This window comes from Saccharothrix texasensis (genome assembly GCF_003752005.1).
GTDB lineage: Bacteria > Actinomycetota > Actinomycetes > Mycobacteriales > Pseudonocardiaceae > Actinosynnema > Actinosynnema texasense.
Genome location: NZ_RJKM01000001.1, coordinates 3,506,441 through 3,520,568 on the forward strand (window position 1 = coordinate 3,506,441; position 14,128 = coordinate 3,520,568).

The following is a 14,128-nucleotide window of genomic DNA, read 5'->3' on the forward strand; positions in this document are numbered from 1 at the left end:
GGTCACCACCGGGGGCGCTTCCTCTCGTAGGACGGGTCGTGCTTCTGCATGTAACCGGTGTCGTCGCGCTGCACGAGGCCGCACGTCCGGTAGTTCTCCGCGAGCCGCGCCAGCGCGTCGCGGTCGAGCTCGACGCCGAGGCCGGGCGTGGTCGGCACCGGGATGGCGCCGTCCACGAACGTGAACGGCGTGGTGATCACGTCGTCCGCGACGTTCCACGGGTAGTGCGTGTCGCACGCGTAGTTCAGGTTCGGCGTGGCGGCGGCGAGGTGGGTCATCGCGGCCAGGCTGATGCCCAGGTGCGAGTTGGAGTGCATGGACAGGCCGATGCCGAACGTCCGGCAGATCGCGGCCAGCTCCTTGGACCGCGACAGGCCGCCCCAGTAGTGGTGGTCGGACAGGATGACCTGCACCGCGTCCACCTCCACCGATCGGGCGATGTGCTCGAACGCGATCACGCACATGTTCGTCGCCAGCGGCATCGGCGCGCGGGCCGCGACCTCCGCCATGCCGTCGATGTCCGGCGCGGGGTCTTCCAGGTACTCGACGATGCCGTCGAGCTCCTCGGCGACCTTCAGCGACGTCTCCGGCGTCCACGCGGCGTTGGGGTCCAGCCGCAGCGGGTGGTCGGGGAACGCCTCGCGCAGCGCGTGGATCGCCTCGATCTCCTGGTCGGGCGGGTACACGCCACCCTTGAGCTTGATCGAGCCGAACCCGTGCCGCTCGACGAGCATCCGGGCCTGCTCCACGATGCCCGCCGGGTCGAGCGCCTCGCCGAACTCGTCCGGCTCCGCGCCGGGGTGAGCGGCCCACTTGTAGAACAGGTACGCGCTGTACGGCACGGCGGTCCGCACGGCGCCGCCGAGCAGGTCGCTCACCGGGCGGCCGAGGGCCTTGCCCCGGATGTCCCAGCACGCCACCTCGAACGGCGAGAACACCCGGTCCACGGTGGACTCGACGGTGAGCGGCCCGGTCAGCCCGTGCCGGTCCGATCCCGCTTCGCCGCCGAGCGCCGTCGCGATCCGGGAGTGCATCTCGTTGAGGGCGTGGACGTCCAGGCCCAGCAACGCGGGCGCGGCCGTGCGCATGCGGGTGAGGTGGCCGATGTCGCCGTAGCTCTCGCCGAGCCCGGTGATGCCCTCGTCGGTGTGCACCTCCACGATGGTGCGCAGCGCCCACGGCTCGTGCACGCCCACCGAGTTCAGCAGCGGTGGGTCGCGGAAGGCGACCGGGGTGGTGGTGATGTCGGTGATCTTCATGCGGACAGGCTCCGACCGGCCGCGACGACCTTCTCCAGTTCCGCCAGGTGTTCGGGCGTCGGGTCGAGCAGCGGCGCGCGGACGCCGCCGACGTCGAGCCCGGTGGCCCGGACCGCCGCCTTCACCAGCGACACGGCGTAACCGGGGACCTTGTCGCGCAACTCGACCAGTGGCTTGTAGAACTCCAGCAGGTACCGGTTGACCAACGCGTCGTCACCGCTGTGCACGGCGTGGTAGAAGCCGAGCGAGATCTCCGGCGCGAAGCAGAACACCGCGGAGGAGTACAGGTCGACGCCGATGCCCCGGTACGCGGGCACGGTCAGCTCCGCGGTCGGCAGGCCGTTGAAGAACTGGAACGGTTTGTCGACCGCCGAGCGCACCGCGAGCACGATGCGGTGCAGCAGGTCGATGTCGCCGAGCCCGTCCTTGAACCCGACCACGGTCGGCAGCGACGCGACCTCCACGGCCGTCTCCGGCGTGAACACCGCGTTGTTGCGCTGGTAGACGATCAGCGACAGGTCCGACGCGGCCGCCACCTCCGTCACGTACCGGACCAGCCCCTTCGGCGGGTTGGACACCAGGTACGGCGGCAGCAGCAGCAGGCCGTCCGCACCGACCCGTTCGGCGGACTCGGCGATCCGCTTGGCCGTCGGCAGCGGGCCGCCGACGCCCGCGAACACCGGCACCCGCCCCGCGGTCGCCTCGACCGCGACGGCCACCGCCCGTTCGACCTCCGACGGCTCCAACGCGTGGAACTCGCCCGTGCCGCAGGCGATGAACACGCCGCCCGCGCCCGCCGCCACCCCTCGTTCGACGTGCTCGGCCAGCACGTCCTCCGCGAGCGCGCCGTCCGAGCCGAACGGCGTCACCGGGAAGAACAGCACCCCATCCAGTTGCATACCCAGACCTTCATCCCTTGATCGCTCCCGTGGTGATCCCACGCAGGAAGGACTTTTGCGTTCCTCGCGCGGCAGCGCGCAGGCGGCGGGCGCGCTGGCGGCGAGGTGAAGCAGCAGGGGCACCATCGGCGCTGATGAGCGAGTCCCCGCCGACGTGACAATGGTTCGGGTGTGGTTCCGCGGGGCGACCCCGAGGTCGGGGTCGCCCCGCGGGGTGGGCCGCGACGGCACCGCCGCCACTGGCCGTCGCCCCCACGTCCAAGGCGGTGTCGACCGGTGTCACCGGGACACCTTGAGCGAATGGACGGCCCGAGTCCAGGAGTTGCGCAACCCCGGCCGTTCGCGGGAGTTCACCGGTTCGGCGGATGCCGTCGTCGGTCCGGGTGCCGTCGTCGGCCCGGCGGGCGCCGTCGTTCCGGTGGGGTCTGCCGCGGCGCGGAGCCGTGCGCCGGGAGACTTGGCGCAGAGCGCGGACGACCCCGCCGCGCGGCGCGTTCGGGCCGAGGGCGGCACGTGGCGGCGCGCCGCTCCGGCGGCCGGGCGGTAGCCGCAGGTCGGGTGCGTGGTCGGACCCGCAACGGTCGCAGCCGCGACGGCCGTGGCGCACCGGCGGGAGAGTGTCATGGACGGCGACTCCTGTTCACGGCCGTACTGTTCATATATATGAATCGGGGTCGTACTTGTGAACGTGTTGGGCGGACTGTAAGAATCGGCGCAGCGACGTGTCAAGAGCGTGTTGCCGGAACGTTTCCCGTGGAGGACTTGGTGACTGGACCCGCGTCACCCGCTCGGCCGAACGCGGTCAAGTCGGCCGATCGGACTGTGGAACTGCTCGAAGTGCTGTCGGCATCGGACCGCCCGCTGACCCTGACCGAACTGCACCGCGAGCTGAGCTACCCGAAGTCGAGCCTCTACATGCTGTTGCAGACGCTCGTCGCCCGGGGCTGGGTGGAGCTCGACCCCACCCGCGGCACGTACGGCATCGGCGTGCGCGCGCTGCTCGTCGGCACGTCGTACCTCGACCACGACCCGGTGGTGCAGGTCGCCATCCGCGTGATGGAGCAGGTGCGCCGGGAGATCAACGAGACGGTCCACCTGGCCCGCCTCGACGGCGCGGACGTGGTCTACCTGGCCAGCCGCGAGTCCGAGCACCACCTGCGCGTGGTGTCCCGCGTCGGGCGGCGGCTGCCCGCGCACTCCACGTCGCTGGGCAAGGCGCTGCTCGCCGCCCGCACGCCCGCCGAGGTCGACGCGATCCTGCCCGCGCGGCTGACGCCGCTGACCCCGAACACGATCATCGAACGCCCGGCGCTGCACGCCCAGCTCGCCGGGTTCCGCGCGGTCGGGTACGCGCACGAGCGCGAGGAGAACACGCCGGGCCTCGGCTGCTTCGCCGTCGCCCTGCCCTACCGCAACCCGGTGCTCGACGCGATGAGCTGCTCGGTGCCGCTGGGCCGGCTCGACCCCGACCACGAGCGCCAGGTCGTGGAGGCGCTGCTGCACGCGGCCCGCACGATCACCGAACTGCTGCGCCAGTTCGGCCGCTGATTCCTGTTCCGATTCCGAAAGGGCTCGACGTGACCGAGCGAATCCTCATCACCGGCGCCGCCGGCATAGTCGGCACGCTCATGCGCACCCGGCTGGCCGCGCCGGACCGGACCCTGCGCCTGCTCGACATCGCGCCGCTGCCGGCCGCCGCCGACGGTGAGCGGGTCGAGCTGGTCACGGCTTCGGTGACCGACGAGGCCGCGATGGAGCAGGCGTGCGCGGGCGTCGACGCGGTGATCCACCTCGGCGGGCACAGCCTGGAGCGGCCGTGGGCGGAGATCCTGGACGTCAACATCAACGGCACGCACGTGGTGCTGGAGGCGGCGCGGCGGGCCGGGGTGCCCCGGGTCGTGCTGGCCAGCTCCAACCACGCGGTCGGGTACTACGAGCGCTCCTCCGGTGAGGCCGGCGACTACCTGTTCCCGAAGCCGGACACGTACTACGGCGTGAGCAAGGTGGCGCTGGAGGCGTTGGGCAGCCTGTACGCGTCCCGCTACGGCATGGACGTGATCGCGGTGCGGATCGGGTCGTGCTTCGAGAAGCCGCGTGACGCGCGGATGCTGTCGACGTGGTTGTCGCCGGACGACGGCGCGCGGCTGTTCGAGGCCTGCCTGTCGGCGCCGTCGCCCGGGTTCCGGGTCGTGTGGGGCGTGTCGGACAACACGCGGCGGTGGTTCTCGCTGAGCGAGGCGGAGTCGTTGGGGTACAAGTCCGAGGACGACTCCGAGGTGTTCGCGGAGGAGGTCCTCGCCGGGGGCGCGCCCGATCCCGGGTCGCCGGCCATGACGCACTTGGGCGGCGTGTGGTGCACGCCCGAGTTCGACACCGCGGTGAAGGAGGCCGGCCGATGAGCGGCGGCGTGCAGGGGTACGACCCCCGGACCGGCGAGCCGGTCGGCGAGGCGGTGCCGGAGACGTCGGACGTCGTGGTCGACGAGCTGGCGCGCGCGGGTGCGGCGGCGTTCCCGGCCTGGTCGGCGTTGCCGGCGGCGGAGCGCGCTTCGGTGCTGGACGCGGTGGCGGACGCGCTCGACGCTTCCTCCGACGCCCTGGTCTCGCTCGCCGACGCCGAGACGGCGTTGGGCGTGCCGCGGTTGACGACGGAGCTGAAGCGGACCACGAACCAGCTGCGGCTGTTCGGCGAGGTGCTGCGCGAGGGCAGCTACGTCGAGGCGACGTTGGACTCGGCGAACCCCGACATCGTGCCGCCGCGGCCCGTGCTGCGGCGCATGCTCCGTCCACTCGGGACGGTGGGCGTCTTCGCCGCGTCGAACTTCCCGTTCGCGTTCTCCGTGGCGGGCGGCGACACGGCGTCCGCGCTGGCCTCGGGCTGCCCGGTGATCGTCAAGGCGCACCCGTCGCACCCCGGCACGTCGCGGGAGACGGCGCGGATCGTGGCTTCCGTCGTGCCGGCGGGCGTTTTCGGGATCGTGCACGGCCAGGAGGCCGGCGTGGCGCTGGTCAAGCACCCCGCGATCAAGGCGGTCGGCTTCACCGGCTCCACCGGGGGCGGCCGGGCCCTGTACGACCTGGCCAACGCGCGCCCCGACCCGATCCCGTTCTACGGCGAGCTGGGCAGCGTCAACCCGACCGTCGTCCTGCCCGACGCCGCCGCCGCGCGTCCCGAGGGCTTCGCGGCCGAGTTCGTCGGCTCGCTCACGCTCGGCGTGGGCCAGTTCTGCACCAACCCCGGCTTGCTCTTCGCGCCGACCTCCCTCGTGCCGGCCCTGGCGGACGCCGTCGCGGCCGCCGCGGGCGGCCCGATGCTGAACGAGCGGATGCGCGACTCCTACCGCTCCGGCACCGACGACCTGGCCGCCTCCGGCCTGGCCGACCTGGTCGCCGAGGGTACCGCGCCCACCGAGGGCTGGTCCGTCGAACCGCGCCTCTTCCACGTGCCCGTGGCCGCGTTCGCGGAGAACCTCGAGAAGCTGACCGAGGAGCACTTCGGCCCGGCGGCGGTCGTGGTGACCTACACCGATCCGGCCGAGCTGGAACCGGTCCTGTCCCGGCTGCCCGGCACGCTCACCGGCACCGTGCACGCCGCCGAGTCCGAGCACGAGCACGCGGGGCGCGTCGCCGAGGCGCTGCGGCCGGTCGTCGGCCGGCTGATCTTCAACGGCTGGCCGACCGGTGTGGCCGTGGCCTGGGGCATGCACCACGGCGGACCGTGGCCGTCCACCACCAACCCGCTCCACACGTCCGTCGGGGCCACCTCGATCCGGCGTTGGGTGGCGCCGGTGACCTACCAGTCCTGGCCGGACGCCCTGCTGCCCGCCGAGCTGCGCGAGGGCAACCCGCTGGGCATCCCGCGGCGGGTGGACGGGGTGCTCGGAGTCCACTGAACGGCCCACCGAACCGGCCGGAGACCGAGCCGGACCCGGCTCGGTCTCCGGCCCTCCCAGTCGCCGAGCGGTCGCTGGGGATGCTTCCCCGGGGACCGCGGCCTTCGATGAATCCCCGGTGGCCGGCGGGTGGTGGAACCGTGTCGTCGCGCACCACGTCGGTGTGGGTGGAATCAGCCGACAAGACGGGGCAGGCGAAGGCGATGGATACCTACCGCATCTCGATCGACGACAGATCGGGTGCGACGCTGCGTGGTCGGGTGCACATCATCAACCCCGACGCGGAGGCCGTGCCGCCCGGTCGGGACTTCGCGTTGCGGGTGATCGTGGAGGTGTGGCACCGGATCCGGCACGGGCACTTCTTCACGTCCGGTGAGGAGAACCTGCCCGACGACCGGCTGCACCTCGGGCTGGACGAGCTGCGGGGCGTGGTGGAGGAACCCGGGCTCAAGTCGGTGTTCGAGCGGCTCAGGGCGTTGGACCGGGGTCGTGACGCCCGGGCGTTCCACGAGCGGGCGTGTGAGGTCGTGGTCGACTACCGCCTCGGCGAGATCCGGAACTGGCCGCCGCCGTGGGACTTCGGCGACGAGGACGACGAGGAGTACGACGAGGACGCGTACGCGGGGAAGCTGGCCGCGATGACGCTGGAGGACTACCCGTACGCCGAGTTCACGATCACCGTGGGCGATGTGCGCCACGTCGCGCACATCGGCGGCGGCATCCACTTCGCCACGGCCATCCAGGGCGGGTTCGACCGGGAGTGATCGGCGGTCACCACGATTCGACGATCGGCGCGTCGTGGGGCCGCTGCCGCCATCGCGCGGTCATGCGGCCGAGCCGGGACGGCGAGGCCAGGCCGGCGTGGATCGACAGGGCGCCGCCGACCAGCTTCCGCTTCGCCGGGGTCGACTTGAAGCCGGCGCAGGGCGGCGGCGACGCGCTCGGCGGTCGCGTGCCGCGGCAGCTTCCCGGTCAGGCCGGCGGCGCGGTCGACTTCGCCGAGGTGGCCCATGCCGAAGGCCGCGCCGCGGAGGATGACCGCTTCGAAGCGGGCGGCCGGGCGGCCCCGCAGGGCCCAGGATCTGGCCGTTGTCGACGACTTCCAGACCGCCGGCGGCGGCGAGGGGGTGGGCGTGCTCGACCACGCCCAGGAGGCCGTGGACGGCGGCGCTGCCCAGCGCGTAGAGGAGGGCGTCGTAGCTCAGGTGGTCGACACCCTCGCCGCCGGTCACGGTGACCGTCCGGTGCTCGACGTCGACGGCGGTGACCCTGGCCGGGCGCAGGTGGATGCCGGTGCCGGCGAACAGGTCCGCCAAGCGGTGGCGCGGAGGTCCTGGCCCGCGGCGAGCTGGTGCAGGCGCATCCGCTCGACGAAGTCGGGTTCGGCTTTGACGACGGTGATCTCGCGTCGTCGGCGTGCAGGCGGCGGGCGGGCTGTCCGGCGGCGTAGCCCCCGGCGTAACCGGCTCCCAGGACGATGACGCGGTGCTTCACGTGCGTGCTCCTGTCGGGTTCGCTCGCCCCTCTGAGCAGGACGGCGACCCGATTCCTGACAGGAGCCGGCTGTGGCCTGGGTCACTGCGTCAACCACGCTGGCCACCACGCGCACCACCCGGCACCCCGGCCACCGTTCATCCACTGTGGACCGTCACCCGATCCGTGGTGCGAGGGGCCGCGGGAGGAGGCGATCGGCTGCGCCGCGTCGCCGAGTCGCTCGACCCGGTGATGTCGGCGGCGACCCGCCGGTCGGCTTCCCACTCCGCCCGAGGACCCCGGTCGCGACCTCCTCGGGACGGGTCGGTGGTCGTCCGCGCCGTCGCCGCCGCCCCCGGTGCGACGTGACCGCCACACCGGGGGCGACGGCGGGTTGGCGGTTGCGGTCAGGTTTGCCGCAGGGTTGTCAGGAACGCCCGGAACGGACGTTGGGCGAAGGTCAGTCTGGGTCCTGGTCGTTTGCTGTCCCGAACACTGGTCGTGCTCCGTCCCACGGCCAGTTCGACGCAGTTGTTGCCCGCGCCGGAGTACGTGCTCTTGCGCCACGCCTTGTCGTTGTTCATGTGTCCTTCAGTGCGGTTGCCAGTTTTCTGATCAGCGAAGCCGACTCCTTGGGCGAAAGGGCGACCTCGCTCACGATTTCCTCGAAGTGCAACAGGTACTTCTGCACGTCGGCGCGATTGTCCACCCACTTGCCACCACCCGCGTACTCCAGGTACACGGCCGAAGGATCACTGTCCTCGAAGCGGAGAGCAGTCGCGCCACCGCCCGACATGGTCCCGTGGGCGCCGGCGCCGAACGGGACCACTTGGATGGTGATGTTGTCCTGCTTCCCCTTCTCGAGCAAATGCGACAACTGCTCGCGCATGACGGCGGTGCCGCCGACGATCCGGTGCAAGGCCGCCTCGTCGATCACCGCGTGCAGCCGTAACCCCGGCAGCCTCCGCTGCCGGTTCGCCAGCGCCGCGGCCACCTGTTCCACGGACACCGACGAGTCCATGAACCGCTGCCCCGCGAGCCTGATCGCCGTCGCGTAGGCGGGCGTCTGGAGCAGCCCCGGTATCACGATCATCTCGATGGTGCGCACCTCCGTGGCGTCTGCTTCCTGCCGGGCGTACGTCCGTGCCTCCGGGGTGAAGGCGGCGGCGTACACCAGGCGGGTGCCGTCCTGCTTCGCGTCCTCCCACAACGCTTCCGCTTCGCGCCGCTCGGCATCGGTCGCCCCGTAGAGGCCGAGCAGCGCGCCCAGTTCGGTCCAACTCGGACTGATGTAACCGTTCTCCATCCGCGACAGCGTCGACTGCGTCTTCCTCGTCAACGCGTGGTAGTCGATCTCGGTCTTGCCCGCCCGCTTGCGCAAGGCGTTGAGGAACTGCCCCAGCTTGCGCTTGCGTCGGGTTTGGACGGCTGCCATGCGGATCGCTCCTCGCTGGAAAAGAACTGCGAACACCCTAGTGCTGTTCCGCAGCCCGCTCTCGTTCACTCGATCGAGCGTCTAACAGGTGCATATACGCCCTTCACTCATCACCCTCCGTCGGCGGCGGCCCCGACGCCCCCGGACACGCCCCAGGACATGTCCGGCGAACTGGACGGGTGATCAGCGCGGACCAAGTCTGGCCACATGTACATCTCGCAGGTCCGGCTGCCGGACGTCAAGGGTTTCCGCGCCCCCGCGAAGTGGATTTCGAGCCGAGCGCCACCCCACGCGGGCCGGGCAGAACAACCCGACCGGGTGGCGCCGCCGACCCCGGCGGCCGGGACCGGACCGGAGGGCCCCGAAGGCGGTCGACGGGGGCCTCTGCGAGCAGGTCGACCTCGGCAGCCGTGGATGTTCGCGGGCTCAACCGACCGGCGCCGACGGAGGGTCGGGAGCGCCGTGGGCGCTCGCCGCGCTGCGGGAGGACGAACCGCGCATGCGACCGCTCGCGCGACGCAAGCGCAGGCCGGACCGTCCACACAGCCCACTTCCCCGCCGGGGTCCGGGTCCGGTCCGGTAAATCCGCCTGAAATTGTCGGACCGCCGGTCCATCATGGCCGGATGGCAGACGCAATCGTGGCCGAAGGACTGGTCAAGCGCTACGGGTCGGTGATCGCCCTCGACGGCCTCGACCTCGTGGTGCCGGAAGGGACCGTCATGGGCCTGCTCGGGCCCAACGGCGCGGGCAAGACGACGACGGTGCGCGTGCTCACCACGCTGTTGGAGCACGACGAGGGCAAGGCGACCGTCACCGGCCTCGACGTCGTCGCCGACGCCAAGGAGCTGCGCCGCCGGATCGGGCTGTCCGGCCAGTACGCGGCCGTCGACGAGAACCTGACCGGTTTCGAGAACCTCGACATGGTGGGCCGGCTCTACCACCTGGGCAAGCAGCGCAGCCGGGAGCGGGCGCGCGAGCTGCTGGAGCGGTTCGACCTGGTGGAGGCCGCCGACCGGCCGGTGAAGGGCTACTCGGGCGGCATGCGCCGCCGGCTCGACCTGGCGGGCGCGCTGGTGGCCGAGCCGAAGGTGCTGTTCCTCGACGAGCCGACCACGGGCCTGGACCCGCGCAGCCGGCTCGGCATGTGGGACGTCATCGGGGAACTCGTGGCGGGCGGCACCACGCTGCTGCTGACCACGCAGTACCTGGAGGAGGCCGACCGGCTCGCGGACAAGATCGCGGTCATCGACCACGGCCGGGTCATCGCGCTGGGCACGGCGGACGAGCTGAAGGCCCAGGTCGGCGGTGAACGGCTGGAGCTGACCGTCAGCTCGGCCCACGACGCGCAGACGGCGAAGGCGGCGCTCACGCCGTTGGCGATCTCGGAGATCACCGTGGACGAGCGCGGGCACCGGCTGACCGTGCCGGTGTCCGGCGGCGCCGACGTGCTGGTGGACGGCGTCCGGAGGCTGGACGCCGAGTCGATCAAGGTGCTCGACATCGGCCTGCGCAGGCCGACGTTGGACGACGTGTTCCTGACGCTGACCGGACACGCGGCCAGTGGGACCGGCACCGAGGACAAGCAGGGGGAGCAAGGAGCATGAGCGCGTTCACGCAAGCGTTGGGCGACGGCGCGGTGGTCGCCAAGCGCAACCTGATCAAGATCAAGCGGGTCCCGGACCTGATCGTGTTCTCGACGTTGTCGCCGATCATGTTCGTGCTGTTGTTCGCGTACGTGTTCGGCGGCTCGATCGCGATCCCGGGCATGGACTACCGCGAGTTCCTGATGGCCGGGATCTTCGCGCAGACCGTGGTGTTCGGCGCGACCATCACCGGCGCCGGGCTGGCCGAGGACATCCAGAAGGGCGTGATCGACCGGTTCCGGTCGCTGCCCATGGCGCGCTCGGCGGTGCTGATCGGGCGGACCACCAGCGACCTGGCGAACAACGTGATCGTCGTGCTGGTGATGTCGGTGACCGGGCTGATCGTCGGCTGGCGGATCCACTCGTCGCCGCTGGAGGCGCTGGCCGGGTTCGCCCTGCTGCTGCTGTTCGCCTACGCGGTGTCGTGGGGCATGGCCATCGTCGGGCTGATGGTGCGCAGCCCCGAGGTGTTCAACAACGCGTCGTTCATCGCGATCTTCCCGCTGACGTTCATCGCGAACACGTTCGTGCAGGAGAGCAACCTGCCCGGACCGCTCAAGACGTTCGCCGAGTGGAACCCGGTGTCGGCGGTGACGGCGGCGGCCCGCCAGTTGTTCGGCAACACCAACCCGCTGGCGCCGGCGGCGGACGTGTGGCCGTTGCAGCACCCGGTGCTGATGACGTTGATCTGGGTGGTCGTGTTCCTGCTGATCTTTGTGCCGCTGGCGATCCGGCAGTACCGCAAGGCGGTGGCGCGCTAGCCGCGAACGCGGCACGGGTTTGTCAAGAGGCGAACAGGTTTCGGATCGGTCGCCTCATGGGTAGCCGGTGGACAACAGAGCCCTAGGAGGCGCAGATGTCCACCGGTACCACCATCGGCGTGATCGTCGTCGTGCTGGTCGTACTGGCCGCGATCGCGGTGCTGCTGAAGTTCGTCATGCAGCGCAAGAGGTTGCGCTCGAAGTTCGGCCCCGAGTACGAGCGGGCCCTCGAGCACAACGGCAGCCGCATGGCGGCGGAACGCGAACTCTCGGAGCGGGAGCGCGAGCACTCGAAGCTCGAGCTCCGCACCCTCGACGCCACGACTCGCGACACCTACGCCCGCAACTGGACCCTCGTCCAGGAGCAGTTCGTCGACGAGCCGACCCAGGCCGTGAGCCAAGCGGACCACCTCGTCACCGACCTGATGGCCGAACGCGGTTACCCCACCGAGGACTACGAGCGTCGCGAGAAGCTGCTGTCCGTCGAGCACGCCCGCACGCTGGAGCACTACCGCGAGGCGCACTCCGTCGTCGAGCGCCAGGAGCGCGGCGAGGCGACGACCGAGGACCTGCGCACCGCGATGGTCCACTACCGCACCGTGTTCGAGGACCTGCTGGGCGACCACCGGGAAGGAGCACGGTCATGACCGAACAACGTCAGCACCTCACCACCGAGGACTTCGCCGAGCGCACCCCGCTCGACCGCGACTCGCTGGACGGCCGCGGGGCCGAGCGCGAGCCGATCGACCAGACCCCGGCCGACCGCGACGTCGCGGAGCCGGACCTGACCGACCAGGAACGCCTCGACCGGGAGCCGGTGGCGCACGACTCGACCGGCCACGACTCGACCGGCCACGACCACGTCGGGCAGGACCACGTCGGGGAGGACCACGCCGGACATGATCCGGCCGGCCACGACTCGACTGGGCACTGGACGTCCACCCTCGAAGAGCCGGTCGCGTTCGACGAGCAGGACACCCGGGAGCAGCCCGCCGAGCACGACGAGCCGGTCGAGCCGGCCGCGGTCGACACGACCGCGGGCGACGCGCCGCTCTTCACCCCGGACGACGCGGCCGACTACCAGGCCGAGTGGCGCGCCCTGCAGGCCGACTTCGTCGACGACCCCCGCGAGGCCGTGCAGCGGGCCGACGAACTGGTCGCCCAGGTGATGCAGTCGCTGGCCACCACCTTCACCGAGCACAAGCACTCGCTCGAGGAGCAGTGGCAGCGGGGCGACGAGGCGCAGACCGAGGAACTGCGGCAGGCCCTCAAGCGCTACCGCACGTTCTTCGACCGGCTGCTGTCCGTCTGACTGCCCGCTCGACGGTCCGGGTGACTGCCGGGTGACAGCGAGAGTGGAACCGAAGGAGCGATGACTCCCCGTTGTGCGTCTGGCGACCCAGGTGCACAACGGGTGTTTCACGCCCGCGGCACGACTCAGCCCGGCAGTTCCCGGATCTCCATCTCCAGCACGTCGATCTCGTCGCTGATCGCCTCGTCCAGCATCCGGTCGAGCAGCTCGGAGCAGTCCGAGGACCCGATGCCGAACCGGGGCACCTGCTCCCACCACACCGCCGGGTTGTTCCAGAACGAGCCGGAGCCCTGGTCGACGCGTTCGAGGCAGCGCAGCCGGGCATCGTCGTCCGGCAGCCGGCGGACGTGGTCGATGAACCGGGCCAGCGCGTCCGGGTCGATCACCGGCACCGCGCCGTACCCGCGCAGGCAGTCCTCGAGCTCCGTCAGGAACTCCTCTTTGAACGTCACGGCGCCACCCCCGCTTCCCCCGCGGCCCTGCGGGTGAGGAGGACTCACGTACCAGGGCAACCACGGTACATCCGCCGGGGTGCGCGGAACTTGGTGCCAATGGGCGGTTTCCGGGAAAGATTCGCTAACGTTCCGCGCCCGTCCGCGTCACGACGACCGACATGCCACTGTTATGTCCTCAATGGACTGACAAGTGTTCATCGCGCGGTTACCGGCGCGTGACCTTCACTCCGCGCGCAGCCGCGCCATGAAGCTGAACCGGTCGCCCCGGAAGAGCGAGCGGACCCGTTCGATCGGCTCGCCAGCGTCGTCATGGGACACGCGGTGCAGCAGCAGCATCGGCAGCGCCGGGTTCGTGCCGATGAGCAACGCCTCGCGCGGCGTCGCCAGGACCGTCTCCACCCGCTCCTCGGCCTCGGCGAACACCACGCCCAAGCGGTCGGCCAGGCACGCGTACAGCGACGTGGTCGGGTCCAGCTCCTCCAGCAGCGTCGGGAACCGCGCCGCGGACAGGTAGGTCGATTCCAACCCGACCCGCTCGCCGTCGGCCAGCAGCACGCGTTCCAGGTGGACGACCTCGTCACCCCGCCCGATCCGCAGGTCCCGCGCCAGCACCTCGTCCGCGGGCAGGTGCTCGACGGTGATCACGCTGCGCGCCGCGTCGACGCCCTGCCTGCGCATGCCCTCGGTGTAGCTGAGCAGCGACAGCGGCTGCACCAGCTTGGGCGGCGCGACGTAGGTGCCGCTGCCCTGCCGGCTCTGCAGCTTGCCCTCGAGCACCAGTTCCCCGACGGCTTGGCGCAGCGTCACCCGCGACACCGCGAACCGCTCGGCCAGCTCCCGCTCCGACGGCAGCGCCGTGCCCTCGCCGAGGGCGTCGACGAGCCACAGCAGCTCGGTCTTCACCGCGTAGTAGCGGGGGATGCGGCCGTGTTCGGGGATGCCGGCGCGGACCGGCCCGTCCGCCCGGTACTGGGGCACGTAATGCGAGGCATGCACAC

15 protein-coding genes are annotated in these 14,128 nt (G+C 71.2%); 9 read left to right on the plus strand and 6 right to left on the minus strand.

The genetic code is table 11. From position 1 onward, the window contains the following. Positions 1–2: 2 nt before the first annotated feature. Both EDD40_RS14265 and EDD40_RS14270 read right to left on the minus strand, forming a co-directional pair. On the minus strand, positions 3–1,259 hold the full coding sequence (locus EDD40_RS14265; protein WP_123743335.1) for a glucarate dehydratase family protein: 1,257 nt from the start codon (positions 1,257–1,259) through the stop codon (positions 3–5). After that, entirely contained in the window at positions 1,256–2,158 is a 903-nt protein-coding gene (locus EDD40_RS14270) for a 5-dehydro-4-deoxyglucarate dehydratase (RefSeq protein ID WP_123743336.1), read from the minus strand. The genes EDD40_RS14265 and EDD40_RS14270 overlap by 4 nt, the downstream gene beginning before the upstream one ends. 765 nt (positions 2,159–2,923) lie before the next feature. Between EDD40_RS14270 and EDD40_RS14275 the strand changes: the two genes are divergently transcribed. The 5 genes from EDD40_RS14275 (at position 2,924) to EDD40_RS41695 (ending at position 7,531) form a co-directional block, all read left to right on the plus strand. Next, a complete protein-coding gene (locus tag EDD40_RS14275; protein ID WP_073895339.1) occupies positions 2,924–3,706 on the plus strand; it encodes an IclR family transcriptional regulator in 783 nt (260 codons plus the stop codon). A 29-nt stretch (positions 3,707–3,735) separates the two neighbouring features. Next, positions 3,736–4,557: an NAD-dependent epimerase/dehydratase family protein gene (locus EDD40_RS14280; protein ID WP_123743337.1), complete on the plus strand. Its 822-nt coding sequence runs from the start codon at positions 3,736–3,738 to the stop codon at positions 4,555–4,557. Then, complete coding sequence (locus EDD40_RS14285; protein ID WP_123743338.1) at positions 4,554–6,050, plus strand: aldehyde dehydrogenase (NADP(+)); 1,497 nt, start codon at positions 4,554–4,556, stop codon at positions 6,048–6,050. Before EDD40_RS14280 ends, EDD40_RS14285 begins: the two co-directional genes overlap by 4 nt. 140 nt (positions 6,051–6,190) lie before the next feature. Then, on the plus strand, positions 6,191–6,814 hold the full coding sequence (locus tag EDD40_RS14290) for a hypothetical protein (protein ID WP_123743339.1): 624 nt from the start codon (positions 6,191–6,193) through the stop codon (positions 6,812–6,814). Between the two features lie 246 nt (positions 6,815–7,060). Further along, a complete protein-coding gene (locus tag EDD40_RS41695; RefSeq protein ID WP_170185074.1) occupies positions 7,061–7,531 on the plus strand; it encodes a hypothetical protein in 471 nt (156 codons plus the stop codon). A gap of 399 nt (positions 7,532–7,930) precedes the next feature. Here the strand turns inward: EDD40_RS41695 and EDD40_RS14300 are convergent, their stop codons facing one another. Beyond that, positions 7,931–8,107 carry a DUF397 domain-containing protein gene (locus EDD40_RS14300; RefSeq protein WP_123743340.1) on the minus strand — a complete coding sequence of 59 codons (177 nt, stop codon included), beginning with the start codon at positions 8,105–8,107 and terminating at the stop codon, positions 7,931–7,933. Continuing rightward, on the minus strand, positions 8,104–8,958 hold the full coding sequence (locus tag EDD40_RS14305; RefSeq protein WP_123743341.1) for a helix-turn-helix domain-containing protein: 855 nt from the start codon (positions 8,956–8,958) through the stop codon (positions 8,104–8,106). The genes EDD40_RS14300 and EDD40_RS14305 overlap by 4 nt, the downstream gene beginning before the upstream one ends. A gap of 624 nt (positions 8,959–9,582) precedes the next feature. Between EDD40_RS14305 and EDD40_RS14310 the strand changes: the two genes are divergently transcribed. The 4 genes from EDD40_RS14310 (at position 9,583) to EDD40_RS14325 (ending at position 12,675) form a co-directional block, all read left to right on the plus strand. Next, positions 9,583–10,563: an ATP-binding cassette domain-containing protein gene (locus tag EDD40_RS14310; protein WP_123743342.1), complete on the plus strand. Its 981-nt coding sequence runs from the start codon at positions 9,583–9,585 to the stop codon at positions 10,561–10,563. Continuing rightward, positions 10,560–11,363: an ABC transporter permease gene (locus tag EDD40_RS14315; RefSeq protein WP_123743343.1), complete on the plus strand. Its 804-nt coding sequence runs from the start codon at positions 10,560–10,562 to the stop codon at positions 11,361–11,363. Before EDD40_RS14310 ends, EDD40_RS14315 begins: the two co-directional genes overlap by 4 nt. Before the next feature lie 95 nt (positions 11,364–11,458). After that, complete coding sequence (locus EDD40_RS14320; protein ID WP_123743344.1) at positions 11,459–12,010, plus strand: hypothetical protein; 552 nt, start codon at positions 11,459–11,461, stop codon at positions 12,008–12,010. Beyond that, a complete protein-coding gene (locus EDD40_RS14325; RefSeq protein ID WP_123743345.1) occupies positions 12,007–12,675 on the plus strand; it encodes a hypothetical protein in 669 nt (222 codons plus the stop codon). Before EDD40_RS14320 ends, EDD40_RS14325 begins: the two co-directional genes overlap by 4 nt. Before the next feature lie 125 nt (positions 12,676–12,800). On the opposite strand, the gene EDD40_RS14330 is transcribed toward EDD40_RS14325, so the two are convergent. Next, positions 12,801–13,127 carry a hypothetical protein gene (locus tag EDD40_RS14330; protein WP_123743346.1) on the minus strand — a complete coding sequence of 109 codons (327 nt, stop codon included), beginning with the start codon at positions 13,125–13,127 and terminating at the stop codon, positions 12,801–12,803. Between the two features lie 225 nt (positions 13,128–13,352). Further along, on the minus strand, positions 13,353–14,126 hold the full coding sequence (locus EDD40_RS14335) for a GntR family transcriptional regulator (RefSeq protein WP_123743347.1): 774 nt from the start codon (positions 14,124–14,126) through the stop codon (positions 13,353–13,355). Positions 14,127–14,128: the final 2 nt, after the last annotated feature.